Origin of the sequence: Paludifilum halophilum (genome assembly GCF_002245355.1) — a bacterium.
Taxonomy (GTDB): domain Bacteria; phylum Bacillota; class Bacilli; order Thermoactinomycetales; family DSM-45169; genus Paludifilum; species Paludifilum halophilum.
Genome location: NZ_NOWF01000001.1, coordinates 442,587 through 457,221 on the forward strand (window position 1 = coordinate 442,587; position 14,635 = coordinate 457,221).

General features: G+C 53.1%; 13 protein-coding genes. 3 read left to right on the plus strand and 10 right to left on the minus strand.

Annotated elements, in window-relative coordinates; translation table 11 throughout:
- Positions 1-93: 93 nt before the first annotated feature.
- From CHM34_RS02065 to CHM34_RS02105, 9 genes are all read right to left on the minus strand, one after another.
- Positions 94-774 carry a GntR family transcriptional regulator gene (locus tag CHM34_RS02065; protein ID WP_094262902.1) on the minus strand — a complete coding sequence of 227 codons (681 nt, stop codon included), beginning with the start codon at positions 772-774 and terminating at the stop codon, positions 94-96.
- Between the two features lie 116 nt (positions 775-890).
- A complete protein-coding gene (locus CHM34_RS02070; RefSeq protein ID WP_094262903.1) occupies positions 891-2,180 on the minus strand; it encodes a dihydrolipoamide acetyltransferase family protein in 1,290 nt (429 codons plus the stop codon).
- 60 nt (positions 2,181-2,240) lie between these two features.
- A complete protein-coding gene (locus tag CHM34_RS02075; protein ID WP_094262904.1) occupies positions 2,241-3,224 on the minus strand; it encodes an alpha-ketoacid dehydrogenase subunit beta in 984 nt (327 codons plus the stop codon).
- Between the two features lie 13 nt (positions 3,225-3,237).
- Positions 3,238-4,230 (minus strand): thiamine pyrophosphate-dependent dehydrogenase E1 component subunit alpha, encoded by a 993-nt coding sequence (locus CHM34_RS02080; protein ID WP_094262905.1) that lies wholly within the window; start codon positions 4,228-4,230, stop codon positions 3,238-3,240.
- A 30-nt stretch (positions 4,231-4,260) separates the two neighbouring features.
- Positions 4,261-5,688: a dihydrolipoyl dehydrogenase gene (gene lpdA, locus CHM34_RS02085; RefSeq protein ID WP_094262906.1), complete on the minus strand. Its 1,428-nt coding sequence runs from the start codon at positions 5,686-5,688 to the stop codon at positions 4,261-4,263.
- On the minus strand, positions 5,678-6,796 hold the full coding sequence (gene buk, locus CHM34_RS02090) for a butyrate kinase (protein ID WP_094262907.1): 1,119 nt from the start codon (positions 6,794-6,796) through the stop codon (positions 5,678-5,680). The genes lpdA and buk overlap by 11 nt, the downstream gene beginning before the upstream one ends.
- Positions 6,797-6,814: 18 nt before the next feature.
- On the minus strand, positions 6,815-7,915 hold the full coding sequence (locus CHM34_RS02095; RefSeq protein ID WP_094262908.1) for a Leu/Phe/Val dehydrogenase: 1,101 nt from the start codon (positions 7,913-7,915) through the stop codon (positions 6,815-6,817).
- 23 nt (positions 7,916-7,938) lie between these two features.
- On the minus strand, positions 7,939-8,844 hold the full coding sequence (gene ptb / locus CHM34_RS02100) for a phosphate butyryltransferase (RefSeq protein WP_094263083.1): 906 nt from the start codon (positions 8,842-8,844) through the stop codon (positions 7,939-7,941).
- Between the two features lie 241 nt (positions 8,845-9,085).
- Positions 9,086-11,164, minus strand: coding sequence for a sigma-54 interaction domain-containing protein (locus tag CHM34_RS02105; protein WP_094262909.1), 2,079 nt, complete (start codon positions 11,162-11,164; stop codon positions 9,086-9,088).
- 123 nt (positions 11,165-11,287) lie between these two features.
- On the opposite strand from CHM34_RS02105, the gene CHM34_RS02110 reads away from it, so the two are divergent.
- Together CHM34_RS02110 and CHM34_RS02115 are read left to right on the plus strand one after the other, a co-directional pair.
- Positions 11,288-11,575 (plus strand): DUF2627 family protein, encoded by a 288-nt coding sequence (locus tag CHM34_RS02110; RefSeq protein ID WP_094262910.1) that lies wholly within the window; start codon positions 11,288-11,290, stop codon positions 11,573-11,575.
- Positions 11,576-11,697: 122 nt separating this feature from the next.
- Positions 11,698-12,660 carry a superoxide dismutase gene (locus CHM34_RS02115; protein WP_094262911.1) on the plus strand — a complete coding sequence of 321 codons (963 nt, stop codon included), beginning with the start codon at positions 11,698-11,700 and terminating at the stop codon, positions 12,658-12,660.
- A 140-nt stretch (positions 12,661-12,800) separates the two neighbouring features.
- Here CHM34_RS02115 and CHM34_RS02120 read toward each other — a convergent pair whose 3' ends face one another.
- The gene (locus CHM34_RS02120; protein ID WP_094262912.1) at positions 12,801-12,980 is read right to left on the minus strand and encodes an H-type small acid-soluble spore protein; all 180 of its coding nucleotides are present in this window, start codon (positions 12,978-12,980) and stop codon (positions 12,801-12,803) included.
- A 390-nt stretch (positions 12,981-13,370) separates the two neighbouring features.
- Between CHM34_RS02120 and CHM34_RS02125 the strand changes: the two genes are divergently transcribed.
- On the plus strand, positions 13,371-14,627 hold the full coding sequence (locus tag CHM34_RS02125; protein ID WP_094262913.1) for an ATP-grasp domain-containing protein: 1,257 nt from the start codon (positions 13,371-13,373) through the stop codon (positions 14,625-14,627).
- The last annotated feature ends 8 nt before the right edge of the window (positions 14,628-14,635 follow it).

Consider the following 14,635-nt stretch of genomic DNA (forward strand, 5'->3'; position numbering starts at 1 on the left):
ACTCCGTTTCGTTATTCTGACGAGCCAAAGGCACTCCGTGTGGAACCCCACCCTCCCGAACAGGGGTTTTGTCACAACGTTTCTAGGACTTTCTTATGACAGACGCCGGTGGATCTCTTCCGCCACTTTGTCCATCGGGCGCAGCCAGTTGTTTCGCATTACCGCTTCAGCTTTTTTCCGATCCCCCTCCCGGAAAGCTTCGATCAAGGCGTCGTGCTCTTCGACAGAGGTACGCAACGGAATCAAAGGCTGTTCAAAGAACACATATTTCAACCGCCGAATATGAAGCTGCAGAAGCGAAGAAAAATCCAAAATATACGTATTGTCAGCCGCTTCCAAGATCAGGCCGTGGAAGTCTTCGTCAATCGCCAGGGCCGTTTCCCTGTCTTTTTGCTCGATAGCCCGCGAAAATTTTTGATTCAATTCAGACAGCTGTTCGATTTGGCTGTCCTGAATCCGATCCGCCGCTATTTCGGCGGCCATCGATTCCAAGGCGGCCAAGGGCGGATACAATTGGTACACATCCTCCGGATTCAGAGAAGTGACTCGTGTTTCCTTTCCGGGTCTCATTTCGATAAATCCTTGGATCTCCAGGATCTGCAAGGCTTCCCGGATCGGTGTCCGGCTCACACCCATCGCCCGGGCCACTTCGGTATCCGCAATTTTTTCCCCCGGTTCCAGGGTTCCATCGGCAATCCATTGTTGCAATTGAGATAATACTCGGCTTTTCACCGATGCTCGATCCAATTTGGGGGATTGTCCGGGAATCGGCATGCTTCCACCTCCTTGCTTTTCCATCCATTATAGCATGATGCAATATATTGCATATCGGTTTTTGGAAAAAATACAATAAAAAAATCCCCCTGTTGTAACAGGGGGTGAAGGTTGGGTCAGATTTGCGAATCCGGGCCGTATGCCTCCAGGTTTTCCTTGACCCGCTGCAGAAAGCGGCCGGCCATGAGTCCATCCAGGATCCGGTGGTCCAAGGAGAGACACAGGTTGACCAGATCGCGCACGGCGATCATATCATCCTGGATGACCGGTTGCTTGACAATGGACTCCATCGAAAGAATCGCCGCCTGGGGATGATTGATAATCGGCTGGGAAGCGATTGAGCCGAAGGAGCCGGTATTATTGACAGTGAAGGTGCCCCCGGACAGATCATCCATCGACAGTTTTCCGGTCCGGGTTTTCTCCGCCAGATGATGGATCGATTTAGCCAATCCGAGGATGCTTTTTTCGTCGGCGTCGTGAATGACCGGGACATACAGGGCATCCTCTGTAGCGACAGCGATGGAGATATTGATCCGCTTTTTGAGAATGATTTTGTCGCCGCCCCATTGGGAGTTCAGGTAAGGAAACTCCTTCAAGGCATCCACCACAGCCTTGATAGCAAAGGGCATATAAGTGAGACTGATGCCCTCCCGCTGTTTAAACGCATCCTTGATCTTCTTTCGCAGCTTCACCAGACCGGTAACATCCGCCTGTACCATCGTCCAGGCATGGGGAGCTTCATGCTTGCTGGTGGTCATCCGTTGGGCGATCGTTTTGCGTACACTGGTCAGCGGCACTTCCCGGTCGCCGGTCTCCGGCTGGGCGCCCTTCCGGTCAGGCTGAGCCGCAGCAGTCGGTTTTTTCGCCTCTTTCGGCGTTTCCTTCGCCGCAGGTTGCGGTTGGTCGGTTCCGGTTTGGCCGGATTCGATTAACCTCCGGAGGTCCTTCCGGGTAATCCGCCCGCCTCTTCCGGTCCCTTCCACTTGTTCCAGATCGATATCATGTTCCTGGGCCAAGCGCAATACCGCCGGAGAATAGCGTTTTTTCATGGAGGTGTCGCCAGCGGCTTCTTCCCCGGCGTCTTTTGTCGTGTTGGCAGTCTTCTCATCACCGGCATCAGGCTGATCCAAATCCCCGGCGTTTTTTTCAGCTGTACCGCCCCCTTCGCCTTCCGCGTCGACACGACAGATAATCTCACCAACTTCCACGGTGGTGCCCTCTTCGACGACGATTTCTTTCAGCGTACCTCTGACAGTCGCCGGAACTTCCGCATTAACCTTGTCTGTATCCACCTCACACAGGGGTTCGTATTTGCTGATCGCATCACCGGGCTGTTTTAACCACTTGCTGATCGTTCCTTCAGTCACACTTTCTCCCAATTGAGGCATGGTAATATCGGTCGCCATGATTTTCCTCCTTGTTGCGCCGGGACGGAACCCGGTCCGAGTCTGCCAGCTTCATCGACCTCAAAATTCCGCCAAGTCCCGGATGGCGGCAGTCACTTTCTCCGGATTCAGGATGAACTCTTTTTCAAGGGGAGGACTGTAGGGCATCGCCGGGACATCAGGGCCGCACAAACGGCGAACCGGGGCATCCAGCTCAAAGAAGGCGTGTTCCGCGATCACCGACGCCACTTCGCCACCGAAACCGCCGGTCAGGTTGTCCTCATGGATGATCAGTGCCTTACCCGTCCGGGCCACTGCTTCCAACACAGCTTCCCGATCCAGGGGCACCAGGGTACGAAGATCCAGCACATGGACACTGATTCCTTCCTTCTCCAGTTCCTCCGCCGCTTTTAAGGCAAAATGAAGGGTCAACCCATAGGAAATCACGGTGACATCCGTCCCTTCCCGCTTCACTTCCGCCTTGCCGATCGGCACGGTATAGTCTTCCTCCGGCACTTCACCTTTGATCAGACGATAGCACCGTTTATGTTCGAAAAAGAGGACCGGATCCTCGTCCCGGACGGCACTCTTCAACAGACCCTTCACATCGTGGGGGGTCGACGGGGTGACGATTTTCAGGCCCGGGACCCCGGCGAAAATTTTTTCCACACTCTGGGAATGATAGAGTGCCCCGTGAACACCGCCGCCGTATGGGGCCCGGATCACCATCGGACAGTGCCAGCTGTTATTGGAACGATAACGCATCTTGGCCGCTTCGCTGACGATCTGATTGACCGCCGGCATAATAAAATCGGCGAACTGCATCTCCGCCACCGGCCGCATTCCATAAACGGAAGCACCGATGGAAACCCCGGCGATGGCGGATTCCGTCAAGGGAGTATCCAACACCCGCTCCGGGCCGAAATCCTCGATCAATCCGCCGGTAGCGCGGAAAACACCTCCCCGGACACCGACATCCTCACCGAGAACGAATACCTTTTCGTCCCGCTCCATCTCTTCCCGGAGAGCCTGGGTTACCGCATCGATATAGGAAATCACCGGCATGATTCCTCTCCTCCTATTCCGCGTAAACGTGGGTATATGTTTGTTCCGGTTCCGGATAGGGAGCCTCCTCGGCATATTCCGTTGCATCGTCCACGTCCTTGGCAATCTCCTGATTGAGGGCCTGTTCCTTTTCCTCCGTCAGAACGCCTGCATCTTGGAGATACTTTTTGAACTGAACGAGGGAATCCTTCTTCCGGGCTTCTTCCACTTCCTCAACTTCACGGTAGGTCCGGTCGTCATCATCACTGGAATGGGGAACCAATCGGTAGGAAACCGCTTCAATCAGCGTCGGCCCCTCTCCCCGGCGCGCCCGCTCAGCGGCCTGTTTGACGGCTTCGTAGACGTTAAGGGGATCATTGCCGTCCACTTCCACCCCCGGAAAACCGTATCCTTCTCCCCGAGCGGCCACGCTGCCTCCGGCCAATTGTTTCTCTACAGGGACGGAGATGGCGTACTTGTTGTTTTCACACAGGAAAATCACCGGAAGGTTGTGGACACCGGCGAAGTTCAACCCCTCATGGAAATCCCCCTGATTGCTGGAACCTTCGCCGAAGGCCGTCAAAGCCACCTCGTCTTTTTTCTCCATTTTGGACGCCAATGCCACACCGACGGCGTGGAGAAGTTGGGTCGTTACCGGGCTGGAACCGGAAACGATGCGATAACGGCTGTCTCCGTAGTGGCCGGGCATCTGACGACCCCCGCTGTTGGGATCCTCTGCCTTGGCGAAAGCGGACAGCATCTGATCCCGAGTCGTCTGCCCGAAAACGAGAACCATGCCCAAGTCCCGATAATAGGGGCAGAGCCAGTCTTTCTCCCGGTTCAGAGCAAACGCCGCCCCAACCTGAGTCGCTTCCTGCCCTTGACAGGAAATGACAAAGGGGATTTTACCGGCGCGATTAAGCAACCACATCCGTTCGTCGATTTTCCGGGCCAAAAGCATGTAACGGTACATGTCCAACACTTGCTCGTCGGTCAAGCCGAGTCTCTCATGTCGAGATTGTCCCATAGGGGAACCCTCCGATCCTGATAACGTTTTTTAAGCGGAATGAATCGGTTGACCATCCATCGCCATCGCCACTTCCCCGTAGGCTTCAGATAAAGTCGGATGGGGATGGATCGCCTGACCGATCTCCCAGGGAGTGGCATCCAGTACTTTGGCCAAACCCGCTTCGGAGATCAGATCCGTGGCATGAGGGCCAATCATGTGAACACCCAGGATATCCTCCGTTTTCTTATCGGAGATCAGCTTGATGAAACCATCGGACTCGCCGAAAACCAACGATTTTCCGAGGGCGCGGAAGGGGAACTTACCCGTCTTTACATCAAATCCCTTCTCTTTGGCTTCTTCCTCGGTCAGACCCAAGCTGCCGATTTCCGGTCGACTATATGTACAACGGGGCACAAGCAAGGGATCAATCGGATGCGGATTTTTCCCGGCCATGTGCTCCACCGCCAGGATCCCCTCATGAGAAGCGACATGAGCCAGCTGGTAACCCCCGATGACGTCACCAATGGCATAAATATGGGATTCAGCGGTTTGCATATACTCATTGACCCGGATAAACCCTTTTTCCGTCTTGACCGATGTGTTCTGCAACCCGATGTCCTCGGTATTGGGCCGGCGCCCCACCGAGATCAGTAGACGCTGTGCCGTCAGTGTCTTCTTCTCTTCCTTCTTTTCCACCTGGAGGGAGACGGAGTCCGACTTCTTCTCTACCGTTTCCGGAAGCACTTTGGCTCCGGTCATCACTTTTACTTTGCGTTTTTTCAAGAGACGAGTCATCTCTTTGCTCACATCGGGATCCTCAAAGGGAAGAATCCGGTCGGCAAACTCGACAACGGTCACATCCACACCGAAATCATTCAACATGGACGCCCATTCAATGCCGATCACCCCGCCGCCGACGATCACGATGGACTCCGGCAGGGACTCCATTTCCAGGGCATGATCGGAATTGATAATTCGGTTTCCGTCCGTTTCCAACCCCGGCAGCGACCGGGGGCGGGAACCCGTGCCGATGATTACGTACCGGGGCACCAGCATATCGTTCTCGCCGCCGTCGGCCCTCTCCACGGAGATGGTCCCTGCCTGCGGGGAAAAGATGGAGGGACCCAAAATGCGACCGGTTCCCTCATAAACCGCCACCCCGTTTTTCTTAAGCAAATGGTGGACACCTTTGAAAAGCTGATCCTTGACTTTATTCTTCCGCTGCTGAACCCGGTTCATGTCCAGTTCAACCTCTTGTGCGGTAATGCCGTAATCTTCACTGTGTTTCATTTCATGGTAAAGTTCGGCGCTTCGCAACATCGATTTCGAAGGGATGCACCCCTTATGGAGACAAACGCCCCCCACCTTCTCCTTTTCAATCACAGCTGTCTTCATGCCGAGCTGGGCTGCGCGAATCGCGGCTACATAACCGCCGGGACCCGCACCCAACACGACCAGATCCAGATTATCCGCCATCCGAAACTTCAGCTCCCTCTACAGATTCTCCGTTGGGGTATTCACGCGCTTTTTCTTCACCGCGGATCACCCGGAGCGCCCCTTCCACCAAAGCTTGGAGCTCGTTTTCTCCGGGGGCGACAAAAACCGGGGCAATCCAGGATACCCGCTTCTCGATCTCTCCCGTAAACACCTTCCCGTATGCCAGGCCGCCGGTCAACACAATGCCGTCGACCTTTCCTTCCAACACCGTCGAGCAGGAACCGATTTCCTTGGCCACTTGGTAGGCCATCGCCGTATAGACCAACCGGGCCTGTTCGTCTCCATCCTCGATTCGGGCTTCCACCTCCCGGGCATCCGTCGTCCCGAGATAACCCATGAGACCGCCCTGACCCACGATCATCTTCATCGTTTCACTGGGAAAAAACTTCCCGGAATAGCTGATCGACACCAGATCGCCGACAGGAAGAGTCCCCGCCCGTTCCGGTGAAAAGGGGCCTTCTCCGTGAAGCCCGTTGTTCACGTCGATCACCTGTCCCCGACGGTGAGCTCCGACCGTGATTCCACCGCCCATGTGGGCGACGACCAGGTTGACCTCATGATAGCGTTTTCCCAAGTTTGCAGCAATGCGTCGGGCGACCGCTTTTTGGTTAAGAGCGTGAAAAATGCTCCGTCTCTCGATCCGTGGAGCTCCGGAAATCCGGGCAATGGGTTCCAGTTCATCCACCACCACGGGATCGACGATGAATGCGGGGATATTCAGCTCATCGGCAATATCGTCAGCGAGTACAGCACCGAGGTTGGAAGCGTGCTCGCCGTAACGCCCGGACTTCAAATCCTCCAGCATGGTTTCATTGACCGCGTAGGTACCTCCCGAGATGGGGCGAAGCAGTCCCCCCCGCCCGACCACGGCATTCAAGCGGGTCAGGTTCATCCCTTCCCGGTCCAGAGTGTCCAGGATCACTCGCTTTCGGAAAGGGTACTGTTCAAAGAGATCCGAGTACTTGGCCAGCTCCTTGTCGTCATGGCGCAACGTCTTTTCCAACACTTTTTTTTCGTCATCATAAACCCCGATCTTCGTCGAAGTGGAACCGGGATTAATCGCCAGCACCCGAATGGGTTCCTGCACGTTATCACACGACCTTCCTTACCGAGTCACCATGTTGAGAATGTTTCGCTCGTTCATTAAAAAGGTACTGCGAGAATGGTGCATCGACTGAATCCGCTCTTCCGCCATTCGATCCGCCGCCTGATTGCTGGGGATGTGATCCCGCTTGGAGATTTCAAAAATCCGTTGGATCTTCTGATAAATCCCCTCCACCTTTTTCATCGCGCGGTCCCGGTTATATCCGATTAATTCGTCGGCCACATTGATCACTCCGCCGGCATTGATCACGTAATCCGGAGTATAGACGATCCCTTTTTCATAAAGGATATCTCCGTGTTTGTCCTCTTTTAATTGATTATTGGCGGAACCGGCGATCACGCGGCAGCTCAACCGGTCGATCGTATCATCGTTGATAATCGCCCCCAGGGCACAAGGGGAGAAAATATCGCAGTCTACATCGTAGATTCGGTCGGGATCCACGGTTTCCGCATCGAAATCCCGGACCGCCCGCTGCATATTCTCCTGGTTGATGTCGGTCACGATCAGTTTGGCGCCTTCTTCGTGCAGGTATTTGCAAAGATGGTAGGCTACATGACCCACCCCTTGTACGGCTACGGTTTTTCCTTCCAGGGAATCATCCCCAAAAGCTTCTTCGGCGGCGGCCTTCATACCCATGTAACAGCCGTAGGCCGTTACCGGAGACGGATTGCCGCTGGAGCCGAAAGCGGGAGAAATCCCGGTGACAAATCGGGTCTCCTCATGAATCAGATCCATGTCTTCCACAGTGGTACCCACATCTTCCGCAGTGATATAACGGCCGTTCAACCCTTGAATAAAGCGTCCGAACGCACGGAACATCGCTTCATTCTTATCCTTTTTGGGATCACCGATGATCACCGTTTTTCCTCCGCCGAGGTTGAGTCCCGCCGCCGCATTTTTATAGGTCATCCCGCGGGCCAGACGCAGGGCATCGACGATGGCATCCTCTTCCGAATCATAGGTCCACATCCGGGTCCCGCCCAGAGCGGGACCCAACGTGGTATCGTGAATGGCGATAATCGCTTTTAAACCGGAGGACTCGTCGTGACAAAAGACCAGCTGCTCATAATCGTATTTTCCCAGGGATTCGAATATCTTCATTTTCAAACGCCTCCTCGCTATGGTCACTTCCGGTAATCGGCCTGCAGAACGGCCAGCGCAATGGAGTTCAGCTTGGCTTCATGGGAATCCGCCCGGGAAGTGAGAACCACCGGAACAGAGGCCCCCTGCACCAGTGCACCGATCCGGGCCTTGGCGAAATAAACCATGGACTTGTATAACATATTGCCCGCTTCGATATCCGGGACGAGTAACACATCCGCCCGGCCCGCCACCGGACTGTCGATCTTCTTGTGCTCCGCCGCATCGACGGAAACCGCATTATCCAAAGCAAAGGGACCGTCCACCTGAGCTCCCCGAATCTGACCCCGGCGGCTCATCTGAGCCAAAGCAGCAGCGTCCAGTGTGGGAGACATATTGGGGTTGACGACTTCGACGGCTCCCAGAACAGCGATTTTCGGATCGGTTTGGCCCAGGGAATGGCATAGATCGGTGACATTATCCACGATCTGCACTTTCTCTTTCAGGTCCGGACTCACATTGAGAGCAGGGTCTGTCACATGGATCAGCCGGTCATACCCCGGTACTTCAAAGGTAGCGATATGGCTCAGCACTTTGCGGCCGCGCAAACCTTTCTCCTTGTTTAAAACGGCACGCAGAAAGTCCGAGGTTTGGACCATCCCCTTCATCACGACATCGGCGACCCCGTCGCGAACCGCCCTTACGGCATCACTGCAAGCGATCACCGGGTCGGCTTGGTGGGAAATTTCCTGTTCTTCCAGGGATAAATCGATCTCCCCGGCTATTTCCCGAATGCGTCCTTCGTCGCCGTACAAGCGAAAGTCGGCGATCCTTCGCTTTTTGGCGTCGGCGACCGCTTCCAACACCTCCCGGTCATCCGCAGCCGCGACAGCGACTGTGACAGCTTCCAATGTTTCCGCCTTCTCAAGGATTTGTTCAAAACTTCGCATCTCCATCGAACATCCACTCCATTCCCGACCAACTACATTTATTGCAGGTTGAGTCGTATCTATCATTAGCGAAATGGCCGGTCACCATGCAATCATTGCAAATACCATGCCACTGATCGTGGGAAACGGAAAACCGCCTTTGTAAAGGAAAAAGGCGAGAATAGGATTTAAACACAGGAAAATAGCCTGCAACTTTTTGCAGACCCCATGATCGTTCTTTCCTGCAATTTTTTGCAGACAGCTATGAAACATCCGAATCCCTGGATTGGATACGGTATTTTTCCAGCTTATAATATAAATTGCGAACCGAGATGCCCAATCTGCGCGCTGTCTCTGTTTTATTGCCGTCGCAGGCTTCAAACACTCGGCGAATATACTCCCGCTCCGTCCGGGAAACCACCTTGTGGAGGCTTTCAGGTTCCTCGTCCGTCGGGGACGGGTTCAGGGAAGGCAAAGAAGATTCACGGGCACCCTCCATCGGCAACAGATGCTTTTTTTGTATCACCCGTTCATTGAATGACATATGAATCATTGCTCGGCCCAGCACATTCTCCAGTTCCCTGACATTTCCGGGCCACGGAAAGGACTCCAATACAGCCAGAGCCTCGGTGCTCAACTCCGATACATTGCGGCCATACTCCTGATTGAACTTTTTGATCAGGTGAAGGGACAAAGCCTCGATATCCCCTATTCGACTGCGCAGGGGAGGGATATGGATCGGAAGCACGTTCAGCCGATAATAGAGGTCTTCCCGAAACCCCTTTTCCCGGATCGCTTTCTCCAAATCGACATGGGTCGCTGCAATCACCCGGACATCGACAGGAATCGCCTTGGTACCGCCTACCCGGACCACTTCTTTTTCCTGCAGAACCCGCAGAAGTTTGGCTTGAGTGGAGGGAGACAGCTCTCCGATCTCATCCAGAAATATGGTTCCGCCACTCGCTTCTTCAAACAAACCTTTCTTTCCGCCCCGACGGGCACCGGTAAAAGCGCCTTCCTCGTATCCGAACAGCTCGCTTTCCAACAACGACTCCGAAAGCGAAGCGCAGTTGACCCGGATAAATTGGTTATATTTTCGGCTGGAATCATTGTGTATCGCATGGGCGAACAGTTCCTTCCCCGTTCCCGACTCCCCCCGCAGGAGAACCGTGGCACGAGTACGCGCTCCCTGCCGCGCTTCATCCAAAGCCACCCGCATTTCCCGGCTTTCCCCGATGATATCTTCAAAGGTGTATTTCGCTTCCAGGGTACGGATAATGCGGCGCGCTTGCTCCAGCTCCCGATTTAGCCGTTTAATCTCCGACATATCATGGATGATTCCGACACTGCCCTTCAGTTCCCCCTCCACAATAATCGGGGCGACATTGACGATGACATCCTTGCGGCCGGGACCCACTTTCATGGGAACTCCCCGCACCGGGCGCCGCGTCTTCAATACCTCCATATGCATACTTTCACCCTCGGAGATATCCGTATCCGCCGGTTTTCCGATTACATCGGCAGGGCGAAGTCCGGTTAGACGCGTGTACGCGGGATTGATCAGAATGCCCAACCCTTCGGTATCGACAACGGAAATAGCATCATCGGAAGAGTCGATGATCGCCTGCAATTGGCTTTTCATGCCTTTTAAATCCGTCACCTGCTGGGTCAGGGACATCACCTCGGTAATATCCCGAAAAACAGCGACAGCTCCAATCACTTGGCCCTGCTGATCGGTAACCGGCTCCCGATTGGTGATAATTTCCTTACCATTGGCGAGAGCCAGCGGACGATTGAGTTCCGCTTGGCCCGTAACCAGCACCCGATCCAGGCGGGTATTGGGAATCGCATCCCCGATCTTCGCACCCATCACCTCTTCCGGCTGCAGACCGATCAATCGTTGAGCCGCCCGATTGTACAGCGTGATCTTACTGTCCCGGTTGACAGCAATCATCCCATCATGAGTGGAATTCAGGATCGCATCCAGCTCCAGCTGCCGGAGCCGCCAAGCCTCAAACCACTTTTCCTTTTCATCGATCAGCTGCATGATGAGGTTGGCTACTTCCCCGGAAACCACCAACGCTCCGGAACGGTTCATCCGACAAAGTGTATCGAACACCGTTGTATCCCCCGTCACCTCCAGGATGACGTCGGGAGACCGTTCGATAAAAGGGGTTACGTCTGAGCCCGTGGGTATGCCTCGGCGCTCCGCTTCCCGGACAGCCGGCGCCGTCAGGTCGATATCGACCACGCCGACCACTTGGACACGGTTCATCTGCAACAATGTATGGAGCAGAGCTGTTCCGCCCTTGCCGCCGCCGACGATCAAAAACCGTTTCATGGCTGTCCCCCTTTTCCATTCCCCGGTATCATCTTAACATATGGATACGGGCTGACGGTCAAGTCAACATAGCGGGAAAACGAAAAATCCGTTATCATAAGGATAGGAAAGGCGGTTCATACCATGATCTACCAAAGAATCCTGGCAATCCTGCTTTTATGCATACCCGGCGCCCTGGGAATTTACGGATGGACCCTGATGCGGGATGTCTTTTTCGAGTACCTCGCAGGACAAGGTTTTTCCTGGATTCCCTTCCTCGCCGGGGGAATTCTCCTCCTGTTCGGTTTATTCTTCATTGGAGGCTTTCTCTTTTACCGGGACGAAAAAAACAATGCGATCCAACCCATGCTGAGAAGAAAGAAGAAAAACAAATCCCTTCCCTCCAAAGGAGGAAAAAAAGAACAGGGTTGATGACAGAAAACCGGTTTCCCTTCGGAAACCGGTTTTCTGCGCTGTTAGCACGGTAGGCACACGGCCCGCCCCTACAATCATATGCTGGGAAGAAAGGATTTAACCCAATTGGAGGGGTGTTCATGCTGTTTTATCCGGATCCGGAAGGGGATCAATTGCGCCGGAATATTATTGAATTTGCTCGCAGGGGCAGACGGGCTTTATCGGAATCCTCCCTGAAAACCTCGGGAGAAGAGGAACTCTTGCTGTCCGAACAAAACCATTTGGCATCCAGATTAAAAAAACTGGAGCAGGAAGCTTCCTATTATCAGCCGGAACACCTTTACATTCTGGCGGAGAAAGCCGGTAAGACAAGAAGGCAATTGACAAACTGGCTGAACCGCTATTTTTCACAACAAGCAAACCTTTCAAGCGAAAACTGCGAAACTCATTCCGAAAAGGATGATATTCCCGTCAATCCCGTTCCCATCGGCAAGCACGTCCTCCCCCCTCTCCCCTACCCCTATAACGCTTTAGAACCCTATATCGACGAAAAGACCATGCGCTTACATCACGACAAACATCACAAAAGCTATGTAGAAGGACTCAACAAAGCGGAACGGATGATGGCCAAAGCCCGTAAAACCGGCGACTTTGAACTGATCAAACACTGGGAGCGGGAAGCCGCTTTCAACGGGGCGGGCCATTATTTACACACCATCTTTTGGGATATTATGAGTCCCGACGGCGGCGGCAAGCCAACCGGAGAATTGGCCCGCCAAATTCAAAGGGATTTCGGCAGCTTTGAGGCCTTTAAAAAGCACTTCTCCGCCGCCGCGGACAAGGTGGAAGGAGGAGGCTGGGCGATTCTCGTCTGGTCGCCCCGCTCCCACCGGCTGGAAATTTTGCAGGCGGAAAAGCACCAAAACCTGTCTCAATGGGACGTGATTCCTCTTCTCGTTCTGGATGTATGGGAGCATGCCTACTACTTGAAATACCCCAACAATCGAAAAAAATATATTGATGCCTGGTGGAACGTGGTCAACTGGCCCGCTGTCCATAAACGCTACATGAAAGCGCGTAAGCTTCGCTGGAAGCCTTACTGACAACTCATATCGTCCATTCCGCGCTCCGTCTCCGGCACTGCGAATTCCTAAAACAAGTCGTCGATCTCCGGGGGTTCCCCCATGAACATCGACGACTTTTTCAATCCAAAAATCATGGCTGCCGGCCGTTCCAATCGCTTTTAAAATTCCTCCAGTTGGCGAACAGGGACCACCTTTTCGTCATCAGGGTTGGCCGATGTATAGACACGGGCGGTCTCCCCTTCTTCGTCGACGTTTTGAATCCAGATCGGCACACCCTCATACCGGACATCCACTTTATTCGGAGATTCCAGAATTTGTTTCGCTCGCAAGATATCCATTGGTTATCCTCCCTTTTTCGGAATCACAGGCATGTTGATGGCCGTTATTTCAGGCGGAAAGATGGATTTGGCTAACGAAGGGTTCAGTCCTTCGAAAACTCCGCTTTGCCCCCGGTCTCACTATATCAGAATGCGACTTCCTTTCCGCCGCTCTTTATCGGACCATCAACCGTTCTGCCGATATCAGTGTTTTTCTGTGGATGACGGATTATGCGTAACCGGCCTTCCGATAGATTCTTCCGTCTTTGTTTGACGAAAGACTTCTTCAGGTTCGAACTGGCGGGGATGAACGGACTGCTCTGTACTTCCTGCCCCTTTCTACTTATAACTCGCATCCATAATGGGGATGTTATTTTCAGAGTCCAAGTAAATGGGGGTACAGAAAAGCCGATGAGAGTGAAAGAAAAAAAAGCCAAAGGCCCAACAGCCTTGATCGGCTGGAGCTTACCGATCATGGAAGCGGCTGACCGCCTCAACATGCCTTTTGTCGTCGTAGGACCGCCCAGCTGTGAAGACTACGCCAAAAAATATGATCTGCCTTTTGTCGGCTGGGATTTTGATCGGTGGAATAAAGAAGTGCCGATGGCACAGAGATATCAGCAATCGGAAGAACTTTATAACCAATTGAAAGAACATAAAACGGAATTAGCGGTCCCTTTATTCGAAGAAACCGTGGAATGGGCGGGAGCGTTGAATGCACGTTTTCGTGAGGATCCGCGCATCTTCTATCATTCCCTTCTTTTTCGTCATAAAGCCAGGATGAAGCGAAGAGCACAAATCGGCGGGCTTAAAGTGGGGGTTTTTGAAGAGGGTAATAACAAAGACGAAGTGAAAGAGTTTTTTAAACGAATCAACGACGTCCATATGAAATTGAAGGACGATGAATTTGAGCCGATTCATATCAAACCCTTCGATCGCGCCGGGGCCGCCGGACATCGCCTCATCCGTTCGGAAAACGACATTGAGGAAAAATTGAATGACAATAATTTTCCCTGCTTAATGGAAAGCCATCTGGACGGGGTGGAAGTTTCATGTGAAGTATTTATCCACAAAGGAAAAATCAAATTCCTAAATATTACCGAATATGTGGTGTTCGGATATTCCATGATGGCACCCCCGTCCCCTGAGATAGAAAAAAAACGCCCCCAAATTCGGGAAGCCTGCCAACAGCTGATCGATGCCTTTAACATTGAGTACGGTGTGATCCACCCCGAGTTTTTTTTGGCTGAAGACGGTCGAATCAACTTCGGAGAAGTGGCCTACCGGGTTGCCGGCGGTCACATCTATGAATTGATGCAGCGCACCTATGACTTCAATCCTTTTGAGGGACATCTGTTATGCTGTGACCCGAATACGACAGAGGAAGAACTGGATGATTTTTTCCCGGATGAGACAAAGCCGAATGGCCATGCCGGCAGTTTGTTAGTCTATCCTCGAGTCAAATATATTCAAGGACTCAACATTCCGGAGGAATTGGAGGAACACCCCGGATTCGACCGGCACAACATGTTTACACCGATCGAGCGCAAAACCCCTGACCGGGAAGGATACGGCAATCACCACGGAACGGTATTCTTCTATCATCAAGACTGTGAACAGGTGAAACAACCGTTGCGTGATTTTGTTGAGCACGACTTCTACGTATAAATTCTATG

What these genes read in the sequence shown, in the direction of transcription:
- CHM34_RS02065 (WP_094262902.1), bottom strand. Translation starts at nt 774, where the DNA reads ATGCCGATTCCCGGACAATCCCCCAAATTGGATCGAGCATCGGTGAAA.
- CHM34_RS02070 (WP_094262903.1), bottom strand. Translation starts at nt 2,180, where the DNA reads ATGGCGACCGATATTACCATGCCTCAATTGGGAGAAAGTGTGACTGAA.
- CHM34_RS02075 (WP_094262904.1), bottom strand. Translation starts at nt 3,224, where the DNA reads ATGCCGGTGATTTCCTATATCGATGCGGTAACCCAGGCTCTCCGGGAA.
- CHM34_RS02080 (WP_094262905.1), bottom strand. Translation starts at nt 4,230, where the DNA reads ATGGGACAATCTCGACATGAGAGACTCGGCTTGACCGACGAGCAAGTG.
- lpdA (WP_094262906.1), bottom strand. Translation starts at nt 5,688, where the DNA reads ATGGCGGATAATCTGGATCTGGTCGTGTTGGGTGCGGGTCCCGGCGGT.
- CHM34_RS02095 (WP_094262908.1), bottom strand. Translation starts at nt 7,915, where the DNA reads ATGAAGATATTCGAATCCCTGGGAAAATACGATTATGAGCAGCTGGTC.
- ptb (WP_094263083.1), bottom strand. Translation starts at nt 8,844, where the DNA reads ATGCGAAGTTTTGAACAAATCCTTGAGAAGGCGGAAACATTGGAAGCT.
- CHM34_RS02105 (WP_094262909.1), bottom strand. Translation starts at nt 11,164, where the DNA reads ATGAAACGGTTTTTGATCGTCGGCGGCGGCAAGGGCGGAACAGCTCTG.
- CHM34_RS02110 (WP_094262910.1), top strand. Translation starts at nt 11,288, where the DNA reads ATGATCTACCAAAGAATCCTGGCAATCCTGCTTTTATGCATACCCGGC.
- CHM34_RS02115 (WP_094262911.1), top strand. Translation starts at nt 11,698, where the DNA reads ATGCTGTTTTATCCGGATCCGGAAGGGGATCAATTGCGCCGGAATATT.
- CHM34_RS02120 (WP_094262912.1), bottom strand. Translation starts at nt 12,980, where the DNA reads ATGGATATCTTGCGAGCGAAACAAATTCTGGAATCTCCGAATAAAGTG.
- CHM34_RS02125 (WP_094262913.1), top strand. Translation starts at nt 13,371, where the DNA reads ATGAGAGTGAAAGAAAAAAAAGCCAAAGGCCCAACAGCCTTGATCGGC.